22 protein-coding genes are annotated in these 26,856 nt (G+C 67.5%); 10 read left to right on the top strand and 12 right to left on the bottom strand.

The window, feature by feature from the left end; all coding sequences use genetic code 11:
* Positions 1-106: 106 nt before the first annotated feature.
* Entirely contained in the window at positions 107-982 is an 876-nt protein-coding gene (gene hflC / locus SFC76_RS08690; RefSeq protein ID WP_038661752.1) for a protease modulator HflC, read from the bottom strand.
* Entirely contained in the window at positions 979-2,106 is a 1,128-nt protein-coding gene (hflK, locus tag SFC76_RS08685; RefSeq protein ID WP_322849073.1) for an FtsH protease activity modulator HflK, read from the bottom strand. Before hflK ends, hflC begins: the two co-directional genes overlap by 4 nt.
* A 70-nt stretch (positions 2,107-2,176) precedes the next feature.
* On the opposite strand from hflK, the gene SFC76_RS08680 reads away from it, so the two are divergent.
* Genes SFC76_RS08680 through SFC76_RS08665 form a run of 4 tightly spaced genes read left to right on the top strand, consistent with a single transcriptional unit; the run spans position 2,177 to position 4,375 of the window.
* Positions 2,177-3,130 carry an Mrp/NBP35 family ATP-binding protein gene (locus tag SFC76_RS08680; RefSeq protein ID WP_322849072.1) on the top strand — a complete coding sequence of 318 codons (954 nt, stop codon included), beginning with the start codon at positions 2,177-2,179 and terminating at the stop codon, positions 3,128-3,130.
* Between the two features lie 10 nt (positions 3,131-3,140).
* A complete protein-coding gene (locus SFC76_RS08675; protein ID WP_322849071.1) occupies positions 3,141-3,572 on the top strand; it encodes a CoA-binding protein in 432 nt (143 codons plus the stop codon).
* A 57-nt stretch (positions 3,573-3,629) separates the two neighbouring features.
* Positions 3,630-3,977, top strand: a complete 348-nt coding sequence (locus SFC76_RS08670; protein WP_322849070.1) for a hypothetical protein — start codon at positions 3,630-3,632, stop codon at positions 3,975-3,977.
* Positions 3,974-4,375 (top strand): hypothetical protein, encoded by a 402-nt coding sequence (locus SFC76_RS08665; protein ID WP_322849069.1) that lies wholly within the window; start codon positions 3,974-3,976, stop codon positions 4,373-4,375. The genes SFC76_RS08670 and SFC76_RS08665 overlap by 4 nt, the downstream gene beginning before the upstream one ends.
* A 156-nt stretch (positions 4,376-4,531) precedes the next feature.
* Here SFC76_RS08665 and SFC76_RS08660 read toward each other — a convergent pair whose 3' ends face one another.
* Entirely contained in the window at positions 4,532-5,827 is a 1,296-nt protein-coding gene (locus SFC76_RS08660) for a homoserine dehydrogenase (RefSeq protein ID WP_322849068.1), read from the bottom strand.
* Positions 5,828-5,967: 140 nt separating this feature from the next.
* On the opposite strand from SFC76_RS08660, the gene SFC76_RS08655 reads away from it, so the two are divergent.
* Complete coding sequence (locus SFC76_RS08655) at positions 5,968-7,935, top strand: OPT family oligopeptide transporter (protein WP_322849067.1); 1,968 nt, start codon at positions 5,968-5,970, stop codon at positions 7,933-7,935.
* A 167-nt stretch (positions 7,936-8,102) separates the two neighbouring features.
* On the top strand, positions 8,103-8,231 hold the full coding sequence (locus tag SFC76_RS08650) for a hypothetical protein (protein WP_322849066.1): 129 nt from the start codon (positions 8,103-8,105) through the stop codon (positions 8,229-8,231).
* A 123-nt stretch (positions 8,232-8,354) separates the two neighbouring features.
* Here SFC76_RS08650 and SFC76_RS08645 read toward each other — a convergent pair whose 3' ends face one another.
* From SFC76_RS08645 to queF, 3 genes are all read right to left on the bottom strand, one after another.
* The gene (locus SFC76_RS08645; RefSeq protein WP_322849065.1) at positions 8,355-9,638 is read right to left on the bottom strand and encodes a glycoside hydrolase family 130 protein; all 1,284 of its coding nucleotides are present in this window, start codon (positions 9,636-9,638) and stop codon (positions 8,355-8,357) included.
* A gap of 55 nt (positions 9,639-9,693) precedes the next feature.
* Positions 9,694-11,964, bottom strand: coding sequence for a glycosyltransferase family 4 protein (locus tag SFC76_RS08640; RefSeq protein WP_322849064.1), 2,271 nt, complete (start codon positions 11,962-11,964; stop codon positions 9,694-9,696).
* A gap of 120 nt (positions 11,965-12,084) precedes the next feature.
* Positions 12,085-12,531 (bottom strand): preQ(1) synthase, encoded by a 447-nt coding sequence (gene queF / locus SFC76_RS08635; RefSeq protein ID WP_322849063.1) that lies wholly within the window; start codon positions 12,529-12,531, stop codon positions 12,085-12,087.
* Between the two features lie 29 nt (positions 12,532-12,560).
* Between queF and SFC76_RS08630 the strand changes: the two genes are divergently transcribed.
* The 3 genes from SFC76_RS08630 to metC all read left to right on the top strand — a co-directional run bounded on the left by SFC76_RS08630 (position 12,561) and on the right by metC (position 16,225).
* Positions 12,561-14,105 carry a cryptochrome/photolyase family protein gene (locus tag SFC76_RS08630; RefSeq protein WP_322849062.1) on the top strand — a complete coding sequence of 515 codons (1,545 nt, stop codon included), beginning with the start codon at positions 12,561-12,563 and terminating at the stop codon, positions 14,103-14,105.
* Between the two features lie 64 nt (positions 14,106-14,169).
* Positions 14,170-15,033, top strand: coding sequence for a 3-mercaptopyruvate sulfurtransferase (gene sseA / locus SFC76_RS08625; protein ID WP_322849061.1), 864 nt, complete (start codon positions 14,170-14,172; stop codon positions 15,031-15,033).
* Complete coding sequence (gene metC / locus SFC76_RS08620; protein WP_416222405.1) at positions 14,984-16,225, top strand: cystathionine beta-lyase; 1,242 nt, start codon at positions 14,984-14,986, stop codon at positions 16,223-16,225. The genes sseA and metC overlap by 50 nt, the downstream gene beginning before the upstream one ends.
* Positions 16,226-16,341: 116 nt before the next feature.
* Here metC and SFC76_RS08615 read toward each other — a convergent pair whose 3' ends face one another.
* From SFC76_RS08615 to SFC76_RS08600, 4 genes are read right to left on the bottom strand one after another with little or no spacing between them, the layout of a single operon-like run.
* Entirely contained in the window at positions 16,342-16,752 is a 411-nt protein-coding gene (locus SFC76_RS08615; protein ID WP_322849059.1) for a DUF3035 domain-containing protein, read from the bottom strand.
* On the bottom strand, positions 16,745-17,254 hold the full coding sequence (gene lspA / locus SFC76_RS08610) for a signal peptidase II (RefSeq protein WP_322849058.1): 510 nt from the start codon (positions 17,252-17,254) through the stop codon (positions 16,745-16,747). The genes SFC76_RS08615 and lspA overlap by 8 nt, the downstream gene beginning before the upstream one ends.
* Positions 17,247-20,033, bottom strand: coding sequence for an isoleucine--tRNA ligase (gene ileS, locus SFC76_RS08605; RefSeq protein WP_322849057.1), 2,787 nt, complete (start codon positions 20,031-20,033; stop codon positions 17,247-17,249). The genes lspA and ileS overlap by 8 nt, the downstream gene beginning before the upstream one ends.
* A gap of 57 nt (positions 20,034-20,090) precedes the next feature.
* Entirely contained in the window at positions 20,091-21,017 is a 927-nt protein-coding gene (locus SFC76_RS08600; protein WP_322849056.1) for a bifunctional riboflavin kinase/FAD synthetase, read from the bottom strand.
* A gap of 94 nt (positions 21,018-21,111) precedes the next feature.
* On the opposite strand from SFC76_RS08600, the gene SFC76_RS08595 reads away from it, so the two are divergent.
* Positions 21,112-21,768 carry a 2OG-Fe(II) oxygenase gene (locus SFC76_RS08595; protein ID WP_322849055.1) on the top strand — a complete coding sequence of 219 codons (657 nt, stop codon included), beginning with the start codon at positions 21,112-21,114 and terminating at the stop codon, positions 21,766-21,768.
* A 161-nt stretch (positions 21,769-21,929) separates the two neighbouring features.
* On the opposite strand, the gene SFC76_RS08590 is transcribed toward SFC76_RS08595, so the two are convergent.
* Entirely contained in the window at positions 21,930-24,773 is a 2,844-nt protein-coding gene (locus SFC76_RS08590) for a TonB-dependent receptor domain-containing protein (protein ID WP_322849054.1), read from the bottom strand.
* A gap of 107 nt (positions 24,774-24,880) precedes the next feature.
* Positions 24,881-26,512 carry a hypothetical protein gene (locus SFC76_RS08585; RefSeq protein ID WP_322849053.1) on the bottom strand — a complete coding sequence of 544 codons (1,632 nt, stop codon included), beginning with the start codon at positions 26,510-26,512 and terminating at the stop codon, positions 24,881-24,883.
* Between the last annotated feature and the right edge of the window lie 344 nt (positions 26,513-26,856).

Raw genomic sequence — 26,856 nt, 5'->3', positions numbered from 1 at the left:
TCCTCTTCATGAAGGGCGGTCGGAATTGGTGCCTTAGTGGACCCAAACGCCTGAACGCCGCTTGAATGTTCATACGCCCGAAAGCTGGGGGCTCAATCCCTGCGGATCAACGCCCCCTGCCCTCGAACTCACGCAAGTAACTGTTTCCGGGTGACAAGATGATGGACGTCGAACCGCTCGGTGCCGGTCCGCCATCCGCCCCGAAGGTGTGGCGATAGGACTGCATGGCACGGTAGAAGTCGTAGAAATCGGCGTCCTTGGTGAAGCTTTGCGCATAGATGCGCGCCGCTGCCGCATCCGCCTCGCCGCGGATGATCTGCGCTTCCTTCTGGCCCTGCGCGCGGATCGTCGTCGCCTGCTGCTGGCGCGCGGTCGCCATCCGGGCGAGCGCGCGGTCGAGCGGGCTGCCGTCGGGCAGATCGGCGTGCTTGATGCGCACGTCGACGATCTGCACGCCATATTGGCTGGCGAGCCGCTGCATGCGGGTCTGGATATTGTCCATCACCTGGTCACGCTCGGGGCTGAGCAGGGTGGCGAACGGCTGGTTGCCGAGCTCGTTGCGGATCGAGCTGCCGAGCAACGGGCGCAGCGCCTCGGTGATCGCCGCCTCGGTCTGCGAGGTGCTGCCGGTCGCGTTCACCGCCTTCAGCGGATCGATGATGCGGAAGCGCGCATAAGCGTCGACCTCGAGCCGGAGCTGGTCCGACGAGAGCACCTGCTGATTGTCGTAGTCGACGTCGAGCACGCGCTTGTTGAGCCACACCAGCCGGTCGATGAACGGGATGCGCAGGATCGGGCCGGCACCGGTACGGCCGAATTGTTCGTTCGGCTTCCACGCGTTGACGGTGCGCACCGGCTGTTCGAAGCGCAGGATCACCGCCTGCTGCGTCTCGGGCACGATGGTGATCGTCGCCGAAAACAGGATGACGAGGACCAGCGCGGCGAGGCCGAGCGCGATCGGGTGACGCCAGAGGCCGTTCACTGGCCGCCTCCCGTCGTCGGCGCGGGCTGCACCTGGGTTGCCTGTGCCGGCGCGGCATCGGGCAGCCGCCGGGCGCGGTCGAGCGGCAGATAGGGCACGACGCCATTGGCTTCGACGATCGTCTTGTCGGACTTGGCCAGCACGGCCTCCATGGTCTCGTAATACATGCGGCGGCGCGTCACCTCAGGGGCGAGGCGATATTGTTCGTACACCTTGTCGAACTGCGACGCTTCGCCTTCGGCACGGGCGACGACCTGCTTGGCATAGGATTGCGCCTGGTTGCGGACGCCCTGCGCATCCTGCTGCGCGGCGGTGACGTCCTTGAACGCGTCGTTGACGCGCGCGGGCGGATCGGCCTGCTTGATGCCGACGCCGACGACGACGATGCCCGACTTATAGTCGTCGAGCACCTTCTGCATCCGCTCCTGCACCTGGTTCTCGATCAGCGCGCGGCCCGGCCCGAGCGCCGAATCGAGGCTGACGTTCGCCACCACCTCGCGCATCGCGCTCTCCGCGGTGGCACGCACGGTGTCGCGCGGCCGGTCGATCTGGAACACGAAATTCTGCGGGCTCGAGATCTTCCAGCGCACCGCATAGGCCAGATCGATGATGTTCTGGTCGCGGGTCAGCATCAGATTCTCGGTGCCGCTCTCCGGGAAATTCTCGATGCGGATGTTCTGCACGTCGACCTTGACGACGCGCGCGATCGGCGCCGGCATCGTCATCGCGATACCGGGATCAAGCGTACCCGAATAGCGGCCGAGATAGGTGACGACGCCGCGTTCCTGCGGCGCGATCGGGTGGATCGAGGTATAGAGGATCCACACCAGCAGGATGATCCCCGCGCCGATCAGCCACAAAGCGCGCGCATTGGGTGCGCCGGGCAGGCCACCGAGCCCGCCGCCGTTACCGCCGCCGCCGCCGCCCCGCGCCTTGCGGAGGAATTCGTCGAGCGCGGTCGGCTTGGCGCCGGTCTTGCGGGCGCCGGGCGGCAGCGACCATGGATTGCGCGGACCACCGCCGTTGGCGCCGCCATTGGCGTCATCGCCCTGTCCCCAGGGACCCTTGGGCGTTTCGGCAGCGAGAATGGGAGGGCGGCTTTTGCGGCCCGGCAGGATATTCATCCTTTCCTTATAAGAAGGCGGACGCGGAAAAACAGTGGCAAGCCGCCGACGCGGGCCTATCTGGTGCCGCATGACACAAGACGTAACGATTGCCGCGGTCCGCGCCGCCGCGGGCGAGCGGGCGACGGTCCGGTTCGAGGGCACACGCGCCGGCATCGTGCTCGACGCGACCGGCCTCGGCGGCGCCGAGCGCGACGCGCTGGAAGCCGCGGTCCGCGCCGCGGCGAGCGCGGCGTGGACGGGCGAGGTGCGGCTGGTGGTCACCGCCGAGCGCATCCATCGTCGCCTGATCGCGGTGGGAAGCGGCAAGGGCGGCGTCGGCAAATCGACGCTCGCCGCCAATCTCGCCATCGCGCTGAAGGCGCGCGGCCGCCGCGTCGGGCTGGTCGATGCCGATATCTACGGTCCCTCGCAGCCGCGGCTGATGGCGGCGGAGGACCAGCGTCCGACCGCCAAGGACAAGGTGCTCGACCCCGTCCCCACGCCTTATGGCGTGCCGATGCTGTCGATGGGACAGCTCATCGAGCCGGGCAAGGCGATCGCCTGGCGCGGGCCGATGGCGGCGGGCGCGCTGACGCAATTGGTCGATGCCGATTGGGGGGCGACCGACACGTTGGTACTCGACCTGCCGCCCGGCACCGGCGACGTTCAGCTGACGATGGTGCAGAAGCACAAGCCGGCGGGTGCGATCATCGTCTCGACGCCGCAGGACCTCGCGCTGATCGACGCGGCGCGCGCGATCGACCTGTTCGACAAGGCGGGTATCCCGATCATCGGACTGGTCGAGAATATGGCGGGCTATGTCTGCCCGCATTGCGGCGAACTGTCCGATCCGTTCGGCAATGGCGGCGCGCAGGCGACCGCGGAACGGCTCGGCCTGCCCTTCCTGGGCCGGGTACCGCTGGCGATCGGCATCCGCACCGCCTCCGACGCTGGCCAGCCGCCGGCGGCGGGGAACGGCGCCGATGCGACCGCGTTCCATGCGATAGCGGGTCAGGTCGATGACTGGCTGCGCGCCCATTGAGGAGACGATCATGCCGCTGACCGACGATGCCGCGATCAAGGCGCTGCTGGAAGGCGCACGGACGATTGCCCTGGTCGGCGCCTCGGACCGGCCCGATCGGCCATCCTATGGCGTCATGGCGACGTTGCAGCGCCACGGCTATCGCGTCATCCCGGTCAATCCGCAGATCACCGGCGAGCACGTCCACGGTGAATTCGTCTTCCGCGACCTGCACCAGCTCGGCGATCCCATCGACATCGTCGACATCTTCCGCCGCCCCGAAGCCGCGGGCGAGGCGGTCGACGAGGCGATCGCGATCGGCGCCAAGGCGGTCTGGCTGCAACTGGGCGTGATCAACGAGGCCGCGGCGGCACGGGCGGAAGCGGCCGGGCTGCAGGTGGTCATGGACCGCTGCCCGGCGATCGAGATCCCGCGGCTCGGCGTCGCGCCGATCGAGGCTTGATTCGCCGGCCCGGCTCGGCGAGGATGCCGGCACCGCTCGTCATGGGAGTTGGGCTGGATGCTTGCGCTGCTGTTGCTGTTTGCCGCCCCGACCGAGGACCCCGCTACGGTCATCGCGCGATCGTCGTCGCTGATTGCCGGCGATCGCTGCACCACCGATCCCAACAAGACCGACATCACCGTTTGCGGCCGGCGTCGCGCCGATCGCTTTCGCGTGCCGTTCGTCGAGCACGATGCGGGCGATCCCAAGCATGAGGCGGTGCGCGTCGAGCGCGACCGGCTGCTCAACCGCACCAATCCGGTGCAGGATCTCAGCCCGTTCCTCGTCGGCGGCGGCATGGCGGGTGTGACGGTGAGCAGCGCGACCGGCGTCAGCGGCGTCACCAACCGGCCGCTCGCGCCATGATCTGGCTCGCGATCGCCCTTCAGGCCGCTGCGGCAGCGACTCCGGCGCCGGCGCCGGACGCACCGCAACGCTGGTCGATCCTCACGCCGCAGCCGTGCATGCCGCAGGCCGACAAGACCGACATCGTCGTCTGCGCGGACGGCACATCGTCGCAGACGCTGCCGCTCCCCGACGAGATAGGGCCGCCACCCGGCCGCGGCGCCAACCGCGACCTGAAAGCGACCACCGCGCTGGCGCTGGACGCCCCGCCCTGCGCGGCGACGCTTCGCGGCTGCACCGTCGGCTTCGGCCCGCCGATCGTACCGCTCGTCGGCGCGCTGGCGAAAGTCGCCAAATCCGCCTTCGCCAAGAAACCCGACAAGCGCGGCCGCGTGGCAATCGACCTCAGCACGCCGTAATTCCTCCCCCGCCGGGGGAAGGTGGTAGCGCGAAGCGGTGTCGCCGCGGGAGGATGGGACGGAGTGTCATGACAGCGCTTCCGCCCTTTCCTCCCCCTCCACCATTCGGCTTTCGCCGAACGGTCCCCCTCCCCCTGGCGGGGGAGGAATATGGCGTTATCCCAGGATCGGCATCCACAGCGGCTGGCCGGACAGGCTCTGCGAGCCCCGCAGCTTCTCCAGCGCGTGGACCACCGCGCGTTCCGGGCCTTCGTGCGTGACGATCGCGACGATCGCGCTGCCGTCGGCGGCGACGCCGCGCTGGATCAGGCTCTCGATCGACACGCCGGCATCGCGCATCGCCGCGGCGATCTCGGCGAGCACGCCGACGCGATCCTGCACGGTGAATCGCAGATAGGATCGTGCGCGCCGTTCGCCGGTGTCGGCGGCGGGTTCGACGGTCAGTGCCGCCGCCGGCATGGCATAAGGCGAGCCATATTCGCCGCGCGCGATGTCGATCAGGTCGGCGACCACCGCGCTCGCGGTCGGGCCCTCGCCCGCGCCGGCGCCCTGAAAGAACAGGCGGCCGACGTAATTGCCCTCCGCCACCACCGCGTTGAGCGACCCGGTGACGTGCGCGAGGGGATGGTCGAGCGGCACGAGATGCGGGTGGACGCGCTGGAACAGGCCATGCGCATCGGCCTCCGCGACCCCGACCAGCCGCACGCGATACCCGAGCGCCGCCGCTTCTGCGATGTCGGCGGCGATGACGTGGCGGATGCCCGTCGCCGAAACGTCGCCGAACGCCGGTCGCGTGCCGAAGGCGAGGCTGGCGAGGATCGACAGTTTGTGCGCCGCGTCGACGCCGTCGATATCGAAGCTCGGGTCCGATTCGGCGTAACCGAGCGCCTGCGCCTCGGCGAGCACGTCGGCGAAGTCGCGCCCCTCCGCCTCCATCTTCGACAGGATGAAATTGCATGTGCCATTGAGGATGCCATAGACCCGGCTGATCCGGTTTGCGGCGGCGCCCTCGCGCAGCCCCTTGATCACCGGCACCCCGCCGGCCACCGCCGCCTCGAACTTGAGGGGCACCGCCGCAGCCTCGGCCGCCTGCGCGAGTTCGAGGCCATGGTGTGCGATCATCGCCTTGTTCGCGGTGACGAATCCCTTGCCCGCCGCGATCGTGGTACGGGCGAGCGTCAGCGCCGGGCCGTCGGCGCCGCCGATCAGCTCGACCACCACATCGGCGCCGTCGCCGCCGGCGAGATCGCGCATGTCGTCGACCCAGGCGAAGCGGCCGAGATCGACGCCGCGATCCTTCGACCTATCCCGCGCGGATATCGCGACAATCTCGATCGGGCGGCCGGCACGGCGGGTGATGAGATCGCGGTTCGCATCGAGCAGGCGGACGACGCCGCCGCCGACCGTACCGAGGCCAGCGAGGGCGACGCGCAAGGGTGTGTTGCTATCCATGGCCGCCGCCTAGCGGAAAGGCGCGTCGCCTGTCGAGACGGCGCACCTTTATGTCGCGCACGTCGCCGCCATTGCCCGACGGCCGCGTACCGTGCCACAACCCGCGGTACTTCCTTTTTGCCAGCGAGCGCATTTCCCTGATGGCCACCGCCCCCAGCCCCACCACCCGGCCCGTCGCCGAGCTGACCGTCCGCGGCATCCTGCTCGGCGGGCTCATCACCCTGCTGTTCACCGCCGCCAACGTCTATCTCGGGCTGAAGGTGGGGCTGACCTTCGCAACCTCGATCCCCGCGGCGGTGATATCGATGGCGATCCTGCGCTATCTGCCCGGCGCGACGATCCTCGAAAACAACATCGTCCAGACCGTCGCCTCCGCGGCGGGGACGCTGGCGGCGATCATCTTCGTGCTGCCCGGACTGGTGATGATCGGCTGGTGGCAGGGTTTCCCCTATCTGCTCACCGCCGGGATCACGATGACCGGCGGTATCCTCGGCGTGATGTTCTCGGTGCCGCTACGCCGCGCGCTGGTGGTCGACACCGACCTGCCCTATCCCGAAGGCCGTGCCGCCGCCGAGGTGCTGATGGTCGGCGCCGGCAGCCGCGCGGGCGAGGCGGAGAGCACGCGCGGGCTGCGGCTGATCGTCGTCAACGCGCTGGTTTCGGCGGGTTTCGCGGTGCTGACCCAGACCAAGCTGGTGGTCGCCGAGGCGGCGCATTTCTTTCGCGCCGGCGCGGGTGCGACCGCGATCTCGGGCGGGCTGTCGTTCGCGCTGATCGGTGCGGGGCATCTCGTCGGCCTGTCGGTCGGCCTGGCGATGTTCGCCGGCGTCGTCATCGGCTGGTGGATCGCGCTGCCGATCCTGACCGGCCTGTCGCCCGCCGCCGCCGGCGTCGGCATCGAGGCGTGGGTCGGCGGCGTGTTCCGCACCGACGTGCGCTTCCTCGGCGCGGGCGTGATCGGCGTCGCGGCGATCTGGACCTTGCTCAAGATCATCGGGCCGGTGCTCGGCGGCATCCGCTCGTCGATCGCGGCGAGCAAGGCGAAGCGCGGCGGCGCGGTGCTCGAACTCGGCGAGCGCGATTTGTCGATCGGCATCGTCGTCGCGGTGACGCTGGCGACGCTGGTGCCGATCGCCGGCCTGTTGTGGTCGGTGATCGCGGGCGGGCCGCTGGAGGGATCGGCGCTGGTGCTGATCGCGGGCGCGTTGGTGTTCGTGCTGGTGCTCGGCCTGATCATCGCCGCGGTGTGCGGCTATATGGCGGGCCTGATCGGCGCGTCGAACAGCCCGGTGTCGGGGATCGGCATCCTCTCCGTGCTCGCCGCCAGCCTGATGCTCGTCGGCCTGTTCGGCCGCGGCGCGGGGCCGGACACCACGCAGGCGCTGGTCGCCTATGCGTTGATCGTCACCGGCATCGTCTTCGGCGTCGCGACCATCTCGAACGACAATCTGCAGGATCTCAAGACCGGCCAGCTCGTCGGGGCGACGCCGTGGAAGCAGCAGGTCGCGCTGATCTTCGGCGTGATCTTCGGCAGCCTCGTGGTGCCGCCGGTGCTCGAACTGCTCGCGACGACGCTGGGGTTCCAGGGCGCGCCCGGCGCCGGCCCGAACGCGCTCGCCGCGCCGCAGGCGGCGCTGATCTCCGCGCTCGCCAAGGGCGTGCTCGGCGGCGATCTCAACTGGGCGATGATCGGCTATGGCGCATTGGTCGGCGTCGGCGTGATCCTGCTCGACGAGACGCTGGGGCGGCTCGGCAAGCTGCGCCTGCCGCCGCTCGGGATCGGCCTCGGCGTCTATCTGCCGATGGCGGTGACCTTGCCGGTGGTGATCGGCGCGGTCATCGGCGCGTTCTACGACCGCTGGGCGGAACGGACCCCCGATGTCGAACTGGCCAAGCGCATGGGCGTGCTGACCGCGACCGGGATGATCGTCGGCGAGAGCCTGTGGGGCGTCGGCTTCGCGATCATCGTCTACCTCACCAATTCCGACGCGCCGCTGGCGATCGCGCCGGCGGGGTTCGAGACGGCGGCCCTGATCGGCGGGACGATCGCGTTCCTGGCGCTGATCGCCGGCCTGTACCGCTACACGCGACGCTCCGTCGCCGCCTAAATGCGGCCAACCGTTGGAACGCGGCGCAGGATCGGCCGTTGAGGAAATGGAACCCGGTGATCACCCAGCCATCCCCCCCGGCCGGTGATTGCCGGGTTTTCAGTTAGCGTATCATGGGGTTCGTCGTGACATCGTCAGCACAAGAGAAGCGCGACCGACTGGCGAGGGTGAGCGAGGCGCTGCAGTCGAGCGTCGCCGTGCCGACCGACACGTTCATCACCGACGACATTCCGCTGCTGCTCACCAAGCTGTCTCGGATCCCCGCCAAACGGGCCAAGACAGATCCCAACACTTAGCCGTCATCCCGGCAAAAGCCGGGACCGACGGTTACGGTAGGCGGCATGATGCGCGAAACGAACGCGCATCATGACCATGGGCCCAGCTTTTGCCGGGATGACGAGACCGGCGCAGGGCACGCCTCACACCATCGCGGCGAGCATGTCCTTGATCTTGACGAAGGCGAAGCCGACCGAGCTGTCGGCGATGCCGTACGGCAGGAACAACGTGTCGCCGTGCTTGATCGCGCCGCAGCTGTAGACGACGTTGGGCACATAGCCCTCGCGGTCCTGATCCTTCGCCGCGAGGATCGGCTCGCGGGTGCGGCCGAGCACCTTCGACGGATCGTTCTTGTCGAGCAGCGCCGCACCGATCGAATATTTGCGCATCGCGCCGACGCCGTGGGTCAGCAGCAGCCAGCCCTCGTCGAGTTCGATCGGCGGGCCGCAATTGCCGATCTGCACCAGCTCCCACGGGAAGACCGGCGTCAGGATCTTCTCGCCCTCGTCCCAATGCTCCAGACTGTCCGACTTGAGCAGGAACAGATTCTCGCCGTCCTGCCGGCCGATCATCATATATTGGCCGGCGACCTTGCGCGGGAACAGCGCCATGCCCTTGTTGCGCGCCGCGGGTCCCGACATCGGCACCAGATCGAACGCGCGGAAGTCGCGCGTGCGCAACAGCTCCGACTGGATCACCGAACCGTTATAGGCGGTATAGGTGCCGATCCATTCGTGGCTGCCGTCCTCATGCTGGAAGTGGACGATGCGCAAATCCTCCAGCCCCTTCGACTGCGCCTGCGTGATCGGGAAGATGACGGTGCCTGACAGCGTCGAATCACGATGGCGCCACACGGTGACCGGGCCTTCGGGAATCTCGTCCTCGCCGGCACCGACGACGTCGGTCGCTGTGGCGAAGGGCGGCTCCGGCGCCAGCTTCAGCTCGTTGCCGCTGGTGATGATCCCCTCACGGAACGCGACCGAGGAGATATGCCCCTCGCCGACCGAGCGCAGGCTCATCAGGATGCGCATAGACCCCTCGGGCATGCCCGTCTGGTCGAAATGCGGCACCGCGCTGGGGTTCATCAACGCCGCGGCGGCATAGCTGTATTCGTGGCAGAAATAGGCACCGATCAGCTGGCGCTTCTCGTCGCTGATCTCGGCGCCGTCGAGGCCGAGCAGATCCTCGATCTCGTCGTAGCGCGTCATGAAGACGCGGCGCGTCTGCCAGTGGCGCGCCTCGAAATCCTTGAGCACCGTCTCGAGCTGCTCGCGCGCCTCTTCAGACGACATTTCGAGCACTTCGCCGACCAGACGCTCGGTCCGGTTGGGCGGGCCGCCCTTGCCGCCCCACGCAATGTGGAACGGCCGGACGACCACGCGGGACGGATCGGCATGAAGCCGCAAGCGGTGGGTGAACAGATCCATCGCGATTGTTAAGCCTCGCCGGTCGGGTCGTTGACTGGACCGCCGCCCGAACCGATCAGGCGACGCGCGTCGTCCCTGCCACGCCTTGGGCCGACTTTGAAAGCCCCGAAATCGCGCAACTGGCCAGTTGAAGCGCCAAAATCGACTCGGCACCCTGATTGCGGTTGAGCCCGGTCGGCATCAGCCCGTCGAAACAGCCGCCATCCAGCGGGCTGGCAAGCGGCAAATCGAGGTCGTTCTGGCCGAGATACCAGGCATAGGCGCGCTCCACCTCTGCCACCCAGCGCGTATCGCGGGTCGCATGCCAGGCCGCCAGACAGGCATCCACCGTCGCCTGCGCTTCGAGCGGCTGCTGGTCGAACTGCAACGGCTCGGCATAGGGCCGGCCGAAGCTCTCGGTACCAACGGCACGGAACCGCCCCTCGGGCGACGTCTGCTTGGCGACGATCCAGTCGAGCGTCTCCAGACCGCAGTCGATCAGATCCTGCCGCTCCAGCGCCTGACCCGCGACGATCAGCGCCTGCGGCAAACGGGCGTTGTCATAGGCGAGGACGATCTCGAACCACTGCCATTCCGGCCGACGCGCCTCGGCAAGCAAGGCGAGATGATCGTCCGGGAAGCGTTCGAGGATCGATCGCGCCAGATCGTGACCGGGCGACGCTTCCAGCATCGCCGCCGCGCCGAGCATCGCGAACGACTGCGCACGCAGCGACCCCAGGTCGAGCGCAAGGCTGGCCGTCGCGTCGAACATGTTGCGCGCCCAGTCGCGATGCTTGGCATCCTTGCCGTCGCGTGCGGTGACGCCCAGCGCCCAGATCGCACGGCCGTTCGAATCCTCGGAGCCGACGTCCTCGCACCACGTCCGGTCGAAGTTCATGAAGTTGCGGAACCGGCGCTCGTCCGGATTCCACGCATATTGGACGAAGGAGGCGTAGATCGTCGTCCATTTGTCGCGCTCGACCGGATCGATATCGTCCATCGCGCTCATCAGCATCAGCGCGCGGGCGTTGTCGTCGATGCAATAGCCGTGGCGGCGATCGGGCACCGAATAGATCGAATGCTGCAACATGCCGGTGCCGTCGCTCATCCGCTCGACCGCGGCGAAATTGGGCTTCAACGCGCGCACACCCTGCTGGGGCTGCGCCAGCCGCCTAGGGCGGGCGGCGACGGCGACCTCGGTCTCGTGCAGCGTCGCCTCGGCGAGGCGCGGCCAGATCATCGTGCGGCCGCGATCATAAGCCCGCTGCGCCAGCCGCGTGCGATCGCGCGCGCTCGACAGCAGCCGGTTGATCTCGCGCGCGAACGCGGCGACGTCGCGGAAGTCGACCAGCACGCCGTGACCGTCGGCGAGGATCTCGGTCGCATGCACGTAAGGCGTGGAGATCACCGCCTTGCCGACGCCCACCGCATAGGACAGCGTGCCCGAGGTGATCTGCGCCGGATTGAGATACGGCGTCGCGTAGATGTCGGCCGCCTGCAGATAGTCGATCAGTTCGTTATGCTCGACGAACGCATCGATGAAGGCAACGTTGTCGCCGACGCCATGCTCTTCCGCCAGCGCCTTGAGACGGTCGCGATAGGCCTCGCCCTCATGCGCGACGAGATTGGGGTGGGTCGCGCCGAGCACGACGTACAGCAGATTGGGATGGCGCTCCGTCACGGCGGGCAGCGCATCGATGATCGTCTCGATTCCCTTGTTGGGGGCGAGCAGGCCGAAGGTCAGCACCACGTCGCGGCCCTGCCAGCCGAAGCGCGGCTTCAGCGTCTCGGGATCGACGAAGGGGCGATCGGGCACGCCGTGCGGGATCATCGCGATCTGACGCGGCGCCGCACCATAGACCCGGCGCAGGATGTCGCGGCCCCGCTCGGCCATCACCACCACCTTGGCGGCGCGGCGCAACAGACCTTCGAGCACCCGGCGCTCGTCGGCATTGGGCTTTTCGAGGACGGTGTGCAGCGTCACGATCACCGGCAGCGTCGTCCGGTCGAGCAAGGCGAGCAGATACTCGCCGGCCGGACCGCCGTAGATGCCATATTCGTGCTGCACCCAGATCGCCTGCGCGCCACTCGCCTCGATCGTCCGGGCGGTCGTGAGATAGGAGGACAGATCGTTCTGCGGGATCGTGCCGGTCACCGCGGGCGGATAGTCGTAGCGACCGGGATGATCGTCCATCGCATAGACGTCGACGCGGACATCGGGGAAACGGTCGCGCATCGCCTGATACACGTCCGTCGTGAACGTCGCGAGACCACATTGGCGCGGCAGGAAGTTGCCGATCATCGCCAGATGCTGGATTCCGTCGCCATTCCCCGCGGTCGTAAACATCCGAGTCCCTTCAAAAAGGCAGATTTGTGGCGAAGCCAAAACCTTGCTGTTTGGTGAACACGCGAACGGCCCAAAGGTTGCATTCTTGTTGCACTGCAACCAGCGGCGACCCGGATGCGATCAGCCTCTGCCGCGATAGGGCTGCACGCCCTGATCGGGCAGCCACAGGCCAGCGGGCGGCGCCCCGGACTGCCAGAAGACATCGATCGGAATGCCGCCGCGTGGATACCAATAGCCGCCGATGCGCAGCCACTGGGGCTTCATCTCGTCGAACAGGCGCTGGCCGATGCCGACGGTGCAATCCTCGTGGAAGCCGGCATGGTTGCGGAACGACCCGAGGAACAGCTTGAGCGACTTGGATTCGACGATCGTCTCGCCGGGCGCATAATCGATGACGAGATGCGCGAAATCGGGCTGGCCAGTCACCGGGCAGAGCGAGGTGAATTCCGGCACCGCGAAACGGACGAGATAGGTCGTTCCGGCACGCGGGTTGGGAACATAATCGAGCACCGCCTCTTCGGGAGAGGCGGGCAGCTGGCTGGCTTGGCCGAGGTGCATTGGGGTCATGCCCCGCCATGTAGGATGTCGATCCCGATATGAAAACGCTGGTTCCGGTGCTGGGCGACCAGCTCAGCCTGTCCCTCTCCTCGCTGCGCGACGCCGACCCGGCCGAAACGATCGTGCTGATGATGGAGGTCGGCGACGAGACGACCTACGTCCGCCACCACAAGCAGAAGATCGCCTATATCCTGTCGGCGATGCGCCACCACGCCGCGGCGCTGGCGCACGCGGGCTGGACGATCGATTACGTCCGGCTCGACGATCCCGACAACAGCGGCAGCTTCACCGGCGAGATCGCCCGCGCCGTCCAGCGCCACGCACCCGACCGTATCACCGTCACCGAAGCCGGCGAATGGCGCGTCGTCGCGATGATCGACGGCTGGGAGACGATCTTCGGCCTGCCCGTCGACATCCGCCGCGACGATCGCTTTCTTTGCGACCATGCCGAGTTCGAGGCCTGGGCGAAGGACCGCAACCAGTTGACGATGGAGTTCTTCTACCGCGTCATGCGTCGCAAGACCGGGCTGGTGATGGATGGCAAACAGCCGGTCGGCGAACGCTGGAACTTCGACAAGGAGAATCGCAAGCCGGCGAAGAACGACCTGTTCATGCCGCGTCCGCACAGGTTCGCGCCCGATGCGATCACGCAGGAGGTGCTGGCGCTGGTCGCCGAGCGCTTCGCCGATCATCCCGGCACGCTCGACGGTTTCGCTTATGCGGTGACCGCGGCCGATGCCGAGAAACAGGCCGCCTATTTCCTCGAAAAGGCGCTGCCGCAATTCGGCGATTACGAGGACGCGATGCTGACCGGCGAGCGCTACCTCTGGCACTCGATCCTGTCGCCCTACATCAATTCCGGGCTGCTCGATCCGCTCGACCTGTGCCGGCGCGCCGAGGCGGAATATCGCGCCGGCCGCGCCCCGCTCAATTCGGTCGAGGGCTATATCCGCCAGATCATCGGCTGGCGCGAATATATGCGTGGCATCTACTGGCGGGAGGGGCCCGCATATGTCGAGCGCAACTTCCTCGATCATCACCGCAAATTGCCCGGCTGGTATTGGACCGGCGAGACCGACATGCACTGCCTCAAGGAGGTGATCGGCCAGACGCTCGCCACCGCGCACGCGCATCATATCCAGCGGCTGATGGTCACCGGCAATTTCGCGCTGCTGATCGGCGCCGATCCCGCCGAGGTCCATCGCTGGTATCTCGAAGTCTATATCGACGCCTATGAATGGGTCGAGCTGCCCAACACGCTCGGGATGAGCCAGTTCGGCGACGGCGGCCTGCTGGGGTCGAAGCCCTATATCTCGTCGGGCGCCTATATCGACCGGATGAGCGACTATTGCGGCAAATGCCGCTACGACGTGAAGCAGCGGGTCGGCGAAAACGCCTGCCCGTACAACGCACTCTACTGGGACTTCCTCGTCCGCCACGAGGACAAGCTGGGCGGCAACATGCGCCTGCGCATGCCATATAGTACGTGGGCGAAGCAATCCGAGCAATCTCAAAAGGAAACACTGGCTCAGGCCGCAACTTTTTTGCAGGCCCTCGACACCGCCGGGGAAGATGGCTATTGACGGCATCGGGCGCTCCTCCCCAGTCGTCGGCCCGACTAACCCGTGTGAACGTAGGGAGTGAGTGATGGACGCGTTGGTGACCACCGAATGGCTGGCCGGGGAACTCGGTGCGAGCGATCTCAGGATCGTCGATGCCACCTATTTCGCCAATTTCCCCGGCGAGCCGCCGCGCGACGCCGCCATCGAATATGAGGCGGCGCATATTCCGGGCGCGGTGTTCATGAACCTCGGCGAATTGCGCGACACCGACAGCGATCTGCCGATGATGCTGCCGAGCGCGGAGAAATTCGCCAGCCGCATGCAAAGCCTCGGGCTCGGCGACGGCAGCCGCATCGTGCTCTACGACAATTCCCCGCATCATACCGCCGCGCGGGCGTGGTGGATGCTGCGTACCTTCGGCGCGCACGACGTCGCGATCCTCGATGGCGGCCTCGCCAAATGGCAGGCGGAGGGGCGCGCGACCGCGAGCGGCAAGGAAAGCCTGCGCCATCGCCATTTCACCGTCTGGGCCGACGCCAAGAACGTCCGCACGCTGGCGCAGATGAAGGCTAATATCGACAGCGGCGCCGAACAGGTGGTCGACGCCCGCTCGGCGGCGCGCTTCACCGGCGAGGAACCCGATCCGCGCCCCGCGACGCATGCCGGCCATATCCCGGGCTCGAAGAACCTGCCGCAGGGCAAGCTGTTCAACGTCGACGGCACGTGGAAGCGCGGGCAGGCGCTGCACGAGGCGTTCGCGGCGGCGGGGGTCGACCTCGACCGGCCGATGGTCGCCACCTGCGGTTCTGGCATCACCGCGGCGGTGCTTGCCTTCGGCGCGCATCTGGTCGGCAGGGACATGCCCATCTATGATGGCAGTTGGTCGGAATGGGGAGCGGATCGCTCGACGCCCAAGGCCATGGGAGCCAAGGAAACCGTTGACGGATAGGAACACGACCGACCGCGATCTGGGCGACGCCACCCGCGTCGTCCAGGCCGGCCGGCGCCCCGAATGGACGCAAGGCATCGTCAACACGCCGGTCTGGCGCGCCTCGACGATCCTCTACGACAGCATCGCCGACCTGCGCGCCAACGCCCGGCCTGACACGCATCACCGCCTTTATTACGGCCGCCGCGGCACGCCGACGCAATGGAGCCTCGCCGACGCGCTGACGGCGCTCGAACCGGGGGCGGAGGCGACCTTCCTCTACCCCTCGGGCGTCGCGGCGATCGCCGCGGCGTTGCTCTCCGTCCTGTCGCCCGGCGACGAATTGCTGCTGGTCGACAGCGCCTATGACCCGACACGCGGGCAGGCGATGCAATTGCTCAAGCGGTTCGGGATCACGACGCGCTTCTACGATCCGTTGATCGGCGCGGGGATCGAGGCGCTGGTCGGCCCGGCGACCAAGGCGATCTTTCTCGAAAGCCCGGGCAGCCTGACCTTCGAGGTGCAGGACGTGCCGGCGATCGTCGCGGTGGCCAAGCGCCATGGGCTGACGACGCTGCTCGACAATACTTGGGCGACGCCGCTGTTCTTCCCGGCGATCGAGAAAGGCATCGACCTCACCATCCTCGCCGCGACCAAATATGTCGTCGGCCATTCCGACGCGATGCTCGGCTCGGTCACCGCCGCGCCGGGCCATTATGCGCGGCTGCGCGATACGAGCTTCCAATTGGGGCAGGTCGCCTCCCCCGACGACAGCTGGCTCGGCAGCCGCGGCCTGCGCACGATGGCGGTACGGCTGGCGCAGCACCAGCGCAGCGCGCTGGAGATCGCACGCTGGCTCGCGGAGCGGCCCGAGGTGGCGCAGGTGCTGCACCCGGCCCTGCCCTCCTGCCCCGGCCACGATCTGTGGGCGCGCGACTTCAAGGGATCGAGCGGATTGTTCTCGTTCGTGCTGAACGGCGGCGGCGAGGCGGCGCGTGCGGCGCTGATCGATACGCTCGACCTGTTCGGCATCGGCTATAGCTGGGGCGGGTTCGAAAGCCTCGCCATCCCCGCCGACCCCGCCCGAAGCAGGACCGCGGCGCCGCGCGACTATGCCGGGCCGATGGTGCGGTTGCAGATCGGGCTGGAGGACGCAGGCGACCTGATCGCCGATCTTGAGCGCGGGCTGGCGGCGTTCAGAGGGGCTATATAATTTGTAAGTCCTCCCCCGCCAGGGAGTGCCGGGTTGAACGGCCGCCGGCCGTTCAAGGTCATGCCGGGGGCATGATCGACCCTGCACTCCCGCTGACGCGAGGGAGGATTTGACGGTTACTGCGCCGATGCCTTCGCGTCCTGGCCGTCGCCCTCGGGGGCTGCGACGATGTCGCGCGTCGTCGCACCCTTGTCGACGACGTTGGTCGCGGGGTCGCCGACCGACGAGCGGATGCCGGTGTCGGCCGCGTCGCCGCCGGCCTGGCTGACGACGCCATTCTCCGCCGCGCTGCGCTGCGTATTGCCGCCGAACAAGGCGTCGAGCGTCTGCGCCTGCGAGGCATTGTCCTGCGGGCGGGCGGCGCCGGGCTGCGGCGGCACCAGCGAATAATCGGGCGGGATCACCAGCGGCGCCTGGCGCGCGACGGCGAATTCGTCCGGCCGGGCGCGATCGTAGCCGCGCTTGCCGCAGCCCGAGAGGAGGACGACGCAGGCGAGGCCGGCGAGAATCGGAACTGACTTACGCATGGGGATTCTCCGAGGGGATGTCGCGCTTGTCGCGCATCAGGAGCGCGCGGACAAGCAGCACCAGCACGCCGAGGGTGATCGCCGCATCGGCGACGTTGAAGACGAGGAACGGCCGCCAGTCGCCGAAATGCAGATCGGCGAAGTCGACGACATAGCCGAAGCGCACCCGGTCGACGATATTGCCGAGCGCGCCGCCCAGGATCGCGCCCAGCGCCATCTGGTCGGCGCGATGCGGCTCGCGCGTCATCCACACCGCCACCGCAATCGCAATCGCGCCGGTCATCGCGACCAGCGCCCAGCGCATCGTATTCGTGTCGGCGTGGAGCAGCCCCAGCGAGATGCCGTGGTTGGCGACGAAGCGCAGGTTGAAGAACGGCGTGATCGTCCGCTCCGCGGTCAGCTCGTCGAGCTGCAACACATCGGTGATCGTCACCTTCGTCACCTGATCGACGACGAACAGCAAGGCCGCGGTCAGCAGCCCGGCGATGGGGATGTTACGCATGGGCGACGACATCCTCGCACCGCGCGCACAGGTCGCCGTCGACCGCCACCTCGGGCAGATGCCGCCAGCAGCGTCCGCATTTGTGGTAATCGGTACGCGTCACCGCGACCGCGTCGCCGGCTTCGACCTTGGCGACGATGAACGTCTCGGCCAGCGCCTCTGCCGACAGCGGCAGCTCGGGTACGGTCACCTCCGCCTCGAGGCTGGAGCGCACAGTCTTCTCGCGGCGCAGCGGCTCGATCGCCTCGGTCACGCTGGTACGCAGCCGGCGGACGTCCGCCCAGTCGGTGCCGAGCGGCTGATCGCCGGGCAGCGCCGGAAGTTCGGGCCATTCGAGGAAATGCACCGATCCGTCCTCGCTCGGGAAGCGCGCCTGCCACACCTCTTCCGCGGTGAAGCAGAGGATCGGCGCGGCATAGCGGACGAGGGCGTGGAACAAGGTGTCGAGTACCGTGCGATAGGCGCGCCGCTTCGGATCGCCCGGCGCATCGCAATAGAGCGAGTCCTTGCGGATATCGAAGAAGAAGGCCGACAGATCCTCGTTGGCGAAGTCGGTCAGGCGACGCAGATAGCGGTTGAGCTCGTAGCTCTCCGCCGCCTCGCGCAGGTCCATGTCGAGCTGGCCCAGCAAGGTGAGCACGTAGCGCTCCAGCTCGGGCATCGCCTCGACCTCGACCCGTTCGGCCTCGCTGAAGCCGTCGAGCGCGCCGAGCAGATAGCGGAAGGTGTTGCGCAGCTTGCGATAGCCGTCGGAGGCGGTACCGAGCACTTCCTTGCCGATCCGCACGTCGTCGAAATAATCCGTCGAGGCGACCCACATGCGCAGGATATCCGCCCCACTCTCGCCGATCACCTTGAGGGGATCGACGACGTTGCCGAGGCTCTTCGACATCTTTCGCCCCTGTCCGTCGAGCGCGAAGCCGTGCGTCAGCACCGCGTCATACGGCGCGCGACCGCGCGTGCCGCAGCTTTCGAGGAGCGACGACTGGAACCAGCCGCGATGCTGGTCGCTGCCTTCGAGGTACAGATTGGCGCGGACGTCCTCGCCGTAGCGCGCCTCGACGGTGAAGACATGCGTCGAACCGCTGTCGAACCAGACGTCGAGAATGTCGTTCTGCGGTTCGTAATCCGCCAGGTCATGATCGGGGCCGAGCAGCGCCTGATGATCCGCGGTGAACCACGCATCGGCGCCGCCGTTGCGGAAGGCGGCGATGATCCGCGCGTTGACCGCGGGATCGTTGAGATAGTCGCCGGTCGCGCGATCGACGTAAAGCGCGATCGGCACACCCCACGCGCGTTGGCGGCTGATCACCCAATCGGGCCGTCCCTCGACCATCGAGCGGATGCGGTTCTGCGAGCGCGCCGGCACCCAGCGCGTATGCTCGATCGCGTCGAGCGCGGTCTCGCGCAGCGTCGCGCCGTTGCTCGCGCCTTCCCCGCCGTTGAGGATCGGCCGGTCCATCGGGATGAACCATTGCGGCGTCGCGCGGAAGATCACCTTCGCCTTCGACCGCCACGAATGCGGATAGCTGTGCGCGAAATCGTCCGACGCGGCGAGCAATGCGCCGACCGCGCGCAGGTCCGTGCAGATCGGGCCGTCGGCGCCGACGAACTTCTTGTTGATGACGCTGCCCTGCCCACCGAGCCACGCCCAATCGGGCCGGTAGAAGCCGGCACCATCGACCGCGAACACCGGCTCCAGGCCATTGGCCTTGCACAGCAGGAAGTCGTCCTCGCCATGGTCTGGCGCCATGTGGACGAGGCCGGTGCCCGCGTCGCTGGTGACGAAATCGCCCGACAGGAACGGCCGCGGCCGCGCGAAGAAGCCGCCGAGCGCGTGCATCGGGTGACGCGCGGTCGCCCCCTCCAGGGCGCTGCCCTTGACCAGGGCTATCACGGTTTCGAGCGCGATGCCGGTGCGCTTGCCGAACGCCGACACCAGATTTTCCTCGACGAGGAAGCGCCGGCCGCCGCTTTCGAACAGCACGTAATCGAGCGCCGGATTATAGGCGAGCGCCTGGTTGACCGGGATCGTCCACGGCGTGGTCGTCCAGATCACCGCGGTCGCGCCGACCAGCAATTCTCCCTCGGGCGCGGTTGCGATCTCGAAGCCGACGTCGATCTGGGTCGAGACGACGTCCTCATATTCGACCTCCGCCTCGGCGAGCGCGGTCTTTTCGACCGGCGACCACATCACCGGTTTGGCACCGCGATAGAGCTGGCCGCTCTCGGCGAATTTGAGCAATTCGCCGACGATCGTCGCCTCGGCGTCGTAATTCATCGTCAGATAGGGATCGGCCCAATCGCCCATCACGCCCAGCCGCTGGAACTGGTCGCGCTGCACGCCGACCCAGCGATCGGCATAGGCGCGGCATTCAGCACGGAATTGCGCGACCGGCACCTCGTCCTTGTTCTGCTTCTTGGCGCGATACGCCTCCTCGACCTTCCATTCGATCGGCAGGCCATGGCAGTCCCAGCCGGGCACGTAGGGCGCGTCCTTGCCGATCAGCGACTGGCTGCGGACGATGATGTCCTTCAGCACCTTGTTCATCGCATGGCCCATGTGGATGTCGCCATTGGCGTAGGGCGGGCCGTCATGGAGGATGAATTTCTCGCGTCCCGCCCGCTGTTCGCGCAGCCGGTCGTAGACGCCGATCCGCGCCCAGCGGTCGAGGATCGCCGGCTCCTTGGCGGCGAGACCCGCCTTCATCGGAAAGTCGGTCTTCGGCAGGAAGACGGTGTCGCGCCAATCTTCAGGCGTGTCGGGGGCGTCGGTCATATGTTTGGCGGTCTTATCGTGAGTGTCGGTCAGCACAAAGCGCATAAACGAGGTGGGTTAAGCATCCAGCAACGCCCGCGCCCGCGCGCAATCGCGCTCCATCTGCGCCATCAGCGCATCCAGGCCGTCGAATTTCGCCTCGGGACGCAGATAGTCGATCAGCGCCACCTCGATCGATTGCCCGTACAGATCGCCGGAGAAATCGAAGAAAAAGGGTTCGAGCAGCTCCTTGGGCGGATCGAAGGTCGGCCGGATGCCGAGGTTCGCCGCGCCCTTCAGCTGCCGCCCGTCGGCGAGCCGCGCGGTGACCGCATAGATGCCGTAGGCCGGGCGCAAATATTTGCCCATGTCGACGTTGGCGGTGGGATAGCCGATCGTGCGACCGACCTTGTCGCCATGCTGGACCACGCCCTCAATCGCGAAGGGGCGGGTGAGCAGCCGCGCCGCACCGCGCGGGTCGCCGTCGCACAGCAGCCTACGGATGCGGGTCGACGACACCGGCTCGCCGTCCAGCGTCACCGCACCGACCGTCTCCGCGACGAAACCATGCGCCCGGCCGCGCGCGGCGAGCAGGCGGACGTCGCCGCTCTTGTGATGGCCGAAGGTGAAATCCTCGCCGGTCACGACGCCCGCGACCGCGAGATTGGCGTGCAGCCGCTCGGCGATGAACGCCTCCGCCGACAGCGCGGCGAGCGCCGCGTCGAACGGGAAGACGACCATCGCATCGACCCCCGCCGCGGCGAACAGCCGTTCGCGCTGGTCGAGCGTGGTCAGCCGGAACGGCGGCGCATCGGGGCGGAAGTGGCGTACCGGATGCGGATCGAAGGTCGCGACCAGTGCCGGCCTGCCCTCGGCGCGCGCACGCGCCACCGCCCGCCCGACCACCGCCTGGTGCCCGAGGTGAAAGCCATCGAAATTGCCGAGCGCGACGATCCCGCCCGCCAGATGCGACGGCACCGCCGAGCCACCGTCCAGCCGCTCCATCGCCGGCCCCTTAGGACGCGCGCGTGCGGGGAGCAACAGGTGGTGCAAATCGGCCCCTTTCCGCGGCCCGTCGACCGGGGGTAGGATGATGACCATGACGTCCCTCCCCTACCTCGGCAGCGGCCTGATGCCCGAGCCGATCGTCGCCCGCCTGCTGTCGCAACCCGGCGTGCAGAAGGTGCCGAGCCCGAAGCTCGACCTGTTCATCGCCCGCGGCTTCATCGGGCCAACGCTGTGCGACGCGCTGATCGAGCGGATCGACGCGGTCCGCCGCCCCTCGACGATCGCCGATCCCAACGGCGACGCCGCCTTCCGCACCAGCGAGACGGGCGATCTCGCCGCGACCGACCCGGTGGTGCAGGCGGTCGAGGCACGGCTGGCCGCGTTCACCGGCCTCGACCCCATGCATGGCGAGCCGTTGCAGGGCCAGCGCTACGCGGTCGGGCAGGAGTTCAAGGGCCACACCGATTATTTCGAGCCGCAGGGCGCCGACTACGAGCGCTATTGCTCCGTGGCGGGCAACCGGACGTGGACGGTGATGGTCTATCTCAACGAACCCGAAGCCGGCGGCGCGACCCGCTTCAAGGCGGCGGACAAGATCATCCAGCCGGAGACGGGCAAGCTCGTCGCCTGGAACAACCGCCGCTTCGACGGCACACCCAACCCAGCGACGCTGCATCAGGGGATGAAGGTGCGCGACGGGGTAAAATACGTCATCACCAAATGGTATCGCGAACGGGTGTGGGCATGATCCCAATTCCTCCCCCGCCAGGGCGAGGTGGCAGTGCGCAGCACTGACGAAAGGGGCGGAAAGGGCGGGAGCCCTGATACGAGGCTCCGCCCCATCCTCCCCCTCCACCACTCGGCTAGCGCCGGGCGGTCCCCCTCCCCCTTGCGGGGGAGGATTTCGGATTAGAACGTCGCGCTCACGCCCAGGCTGAACACGCGGCCGAGATTGTAGCGGTTGATATACACCTCGTTGCCGTTGGCGAAGGTCTGGCTCTCGCGATAGCGGGTGCGGGTCAGGTTGCGCGCCTCGGCCTTTATCTCGAACTTGCCGCCCATCAGCTCGACGCCTTGCCGCGCGACGAGATCGAGGCGGACGCCGGGATGCTCGACGATGTCGGGCTGGAAGCCGGTGCCGCTCAGCAGCGAGGGACCGCGATTGGTCACGCGCTTGCTCGCATAGTTGAACAGCAAGGTGATCTGCGAGAGCGCCGCGCTGTCCTCGATCCCGATCTGCAAATTGACGAGATGGTCCGACTGGCCCGTCAGCGGCGCACCGTCGCGGAACAGCGACGAGGCGGGCGCGAAACCGACCGCGCAATTGCCGACCGCCTGCGTCGAAGAGGCGACCGACGGCGCGCAATTGCTGTCCGCGGTGATCTTCGACTTGGTGTAGGTGTAATTGGCGACCAGCAGCGCGCGCCGCGTCGCGAAGAAGTCGCTGCCGAAGACGTCGGCGAGCGGGAAATATTTCTGGAGCTCGACCTCGCCGCCGTACAGCGTCGCCTTGGGCAGATAGGTGAAGCCGGTCTGCAACCGGTCGTCGGCGCCGGTGTAGAAGCCGACCTGCTCGATCGGATTGTCGATCCGCTTGTAGAAGCCCGCCAGAGTGAAGCGCTGGTCGCGCTTGAAGAACCATTCGTAGCGCGCTTCGAGATTATAGAGCTTCGAATCGCGCAGCAGCGGGTTACCGAAGAACAAGCGATCCGAATCGGGATCGCGGAACTGCTGCGGCGCGAGCTCGCGGAACTGCGGGCGCGAGATCGTCTTGGCGGCGCTGGCACGCAATTGCATGTCGGCGGCGAAATTCCAGGTCAGCGTCGATGCCGGCAGGAAGTAATCGTTCTTCAGCCGCGCAAGACCCGTGGTGACGCCGAACGGCGTGACCCGCTCGTCGCCGCGCTCGTAGCGCACGCCGATCACCGCCCGCAGCCCGTCGAACGCCTCGCCCTCGGCCTGCACGTAGCCGGCGTGGACGTCGAGGCTGGCGTCATAGCGATAGGCGCCCGCCGCGGTGCTGAACTGCAACTGGATCGTGCAGGGCGCGGTGTTGGCGGTCGACGGACAGGCGTTGTTGAGCACGTCGGGGCTCAACAGATAATCCGGCCGCAACAGATTGTAGGGATAGCCGGGCGCGGTGCCGCCGCCGTTCGACGTCTGATAGTTGAACTGCAGGCGCGACGAGGTCCGGTCGGTGCCCTGGTAGAAATAGCCCGCCGACAGCGTGATCGGACGATCGCCGTCGATCTTGTACGACGTGTCCGCCTGACCGGTCCACAGATTCTCGTTCAGCTCGCTGAAGATGATCGAGGCGAAGGGGGTGAAGCGCTGCGTCACCTGATAGGCGCCGTTGCACTGGTAGCCGTCCGCCTGCTGCGCACCGTCGCTGGTGATCGGCAGGCCGGTGGTGGTCGTCGCGGAGCAGAGATAGTCGAACTGGCGCTCATAGGGCGCATTGCGCTTCGAATTGGCATAGGCGCCGCGCACGTCGACCTTCAGCGCATCGGTCAGCTTGAACTCGCCGACCAATTGCGTCTCGATCAGCTGGCGTTCGAACCAATTGGTGTTCTGCTGGAAACGCAAACCGCTGGCGTTGTTGTACAGCGTCGCCGCCGATCCGCGCGCCTGCTTCAGCGTGTCGTGGATATAGACGTTGGTCCAGCGGATGGTGTTCTCGCCGAACTCCAGACCGACGCCGATCAGCGCATTGGCGACGATCCGGTTGTCGGTCAGCAAGGTGCTGAAATCGTTGCGCAGCGTGCCGTCGGCCGAGACGCTGTCCTGTTGGTTGGCGAAACGGGTGCGGAAGGTGTTGCTGGCGCTCAGCGAGGCGATCACGCCGAGCCGCGAAGATCCTATGTCGTAAACCGAGCCGCCGCTGATCTCGCCCGACCAGTTCGCCGGCAATTGGTTGTTGCGCTGGAGCAGCGTGGTCGAGGCGTTGGAGAGCTGCGCGACCTGCGCGGCGGGGATGATGCCGCTGCCGTTGGGCGCATTCTTGATGAACGCGGGCACCTTGCGCGTGCCGTCGTCGAAGCCGATCCAGTCGGCATCGCCGCCGTAATAGGTATAGCCCAATTCGCTGGTCGTCGCGTCGTCGGCCGAGATGGTCGCGCCGAACGAGACGAAATTCTTGTCGGGGATCGCCTTGGTCGTCAAATTGATGACGCCGCCGCCGAACTCGCCGGGATAATTGACCGAATAGGTCTTCTGGACCAGCGCCGAACCGACGATCGTCGTCGGGAAGATGTCGAGCGGCACCGAACGGCGCAGCGGCTCGGGGCTGGGCAAAGGCGAACCGTTGAGCAGCGACGAGGAATAGCGATCGCCGAGGCCGCGGACGTAGACGAAGCCGCCGCCGACCACCGACAGGCCGGTGACGCGGGTCAGCGCGCCGGCGATGTCGCCCTCGCCGGTCCGCGCGATATCGGCACTCGACAGCACCGAGACGATCTGCGGAGTCGAGCGGACGACGTTGGGGATGTTGCGGCCGACGACGACGATGTCCTCGACATCGCCGTTCATGCCCGGGGCGGACACCTCGACCGGTGCCTCCTGCTGATCGGTGGCGGTCGGCGCCGCGCTCTGCGGATCGGTCGCGCCGCCAGGGCTCGACGTCGCGGGCGTGGAGGTCTGCGCCGGGGGCGGTGCCGGCGCGGCGGTGCCACCCGCGGTCTGCGCGAGAACCGCCGGCGCCACGAGGGTGGAGGACATCAATAGAAGGGTGGCGAAAGCGAGCCGCTGCGGCATGACCGTCAATCCCGGATCAGGAGTCTGGATACAGGTGTCCGCAGGTGACGGGATCGCCACCTGCGGAACCAATGCTGGGATGGGGCGCCGTCAGGCGCCCCATGGCCTCAGCGGCCCTGGCAGGCGAAATAGACCGAGTTGAACGACGGCGGACCGAAGTCCTGCAACGCCGTATCGGCCGGACGGACGGTGCTGCGCCCGCCGCTGGTCTGCTCGCCGGCGATGATGTTGACGCAGGCGACGTTGCTCACCGTCTTCACCACGCCGTTGACGAAGCGCATGTCGGAGCCGCCACGCTGGCGGATCGCGGCGGGCGCCAGCGCGGTCTGGATGAAGGTGAAATTGGCGTAGGTCGCGAAGGTCCGCGGCAGCAGGTCCTCGGCGTTGTTCGAGTCGATCTCGGTCGAGAAGCTGTCGACGGTCGCGCCGCTGGTCCGCTGCGCCGCGATCATGAACTGGATGAAGCCGCGATAGCCGTTGTCGATGTCGAAACCGTCGTCGTCGGCGCCGGTGATCGCGATATATTTCAGGTTGCTGGTGCCGCCGAAGATCTCGATGCCGTCATCCGCCGAATTGTGGCTCTGGATATGGTCTAGCGTGGTGCCCGACCCGGTCGCGCCCAGCGTCAGGCCCTGCAGCTCGTTGCCGTCGCTGATCGCGATGCCCGAATAGCGGATCTGGACGTAGGACATCGTGCCGCTCGAATCGGCGGTGTCGGTGCCGCCGTAGAAGCGGCCGGTGACGCCCTCGATCGCGAGCTGGCACGGCGTCGCGTTGCTGCCGCCGCTGCCGGTCGCGCACACCGCGGTCGGCGCGCGGCCGAGCAGGATGATGCCGCCCCAATGGCCCTGGCTGGTTTCCGATTCGCCGGTCGCCGAGCTGACGTTCTGCTGCGAGGTGAAGATGATCGGCGCCGCGGCGGTGCCGATCGCGTTGAGCTTCGATCCGCGGTTGACCAGCAGCAGGTCGTTGGTCGATTCGTTGGCATTGGCGAAGACGGTGACGCCGGGTTCGACGGTCAGCGTTACGCCGGTGCCGCCGGTCGCGCCGAGATCGGTGCCGACCTCGGTCTGGCCGGTGAAGCGATAGGCGATGCCGGCGATGCGCGGCAGCGTCAGGCTGGTGGTGACCGCCTGCGGGATGTCGCAGACCTTGAAGCCGCCGATCGTCGCGGCGGTGGCGGTGTTCGCCGCGCCGGTCGCGGTGTTGGTGCCCGCCGGGCAGGCGGCGCCGCTCGCCAGCGTGCCGATCGCCGGCACCGCGGTGCAGCGCGCGCCGCTGCCGCCGAACTCGGCGGCGGTCGAGTTGCAGGTCCAGCCCTGGAAGCTCGTGTCGCTCGGCCCGCTCAGCGCGCCGACGTAATTGGTGCGGGTGAAGAAGGCGTTGATCGCCGACGGGTCGGCCGCGGTGGTCAGCGAGGTCGCGGACACCGGATAGACGCCGTTGAGCGTCGAGCCGACGCCGTTGACGTTGTTGTTGCTGCCCGCGTTGACGATGGCGAGCTGCTCGTCGGAGGTGATCGTGATCGTGTTGACCTGCGTGGGGGCGGCGAATTGCGCGGCGGTGATCGCCGAGGGGGTCGGCGTCGGGGTCGGCGCGGTCGGCGTCGGGGTCGGCGCGACGATCACGACGCTGCCGGCTCCCGGCGAGGCGACGCTGTCGGCGCCGCCGCAGCCGGCAAGCGCCAGGCAGGCGGTGGATGCCATGAGGATTGCGCCGATGCGCGTGTTGCTCGCCATGATCGAAAGCTCCCGGTCGATAGTCGTTGTGACGGTCGGCCAAGGCTCCCCCTTCGACCGTTCCCTGGAGCCGCGGTACGAGCGGTAAATGACGTCTGAATGAGATTCGGGAGACGTTTCAGTGACGGTGATGTGACGACTTTGTTACGGCGGCGGTTCCGGGACCGCGCGGCGCATGGGACGCAAGCCACTGAATGCCAGCGAAATTCCTCCCCCGCCAGCGCGAACGGATCGCACACGACCCGTGACAAGCCAAACCCTCTTCCCGTCACCCCGGCCTTGAGCCGGGGTCCCGCTTCTTCTTCTGCGGCTCAACCGCGGCGAGCAGAAGAGAGCGGGATGCC

The sequence above is a fragment of the Sphingomonas sp. CD22 genome (genome assembly GCF_034556155.1).
Taxonomy (GTDB): domain Bacteria; phylum Pseudomonadota; class Alphaproteobacteria; order Sphingomonadales; family Sphingomonadaceae; genus Sphingomonas.
This window is presented reverse-complemented; position numbering and strand designations above follow the sequence as displayed.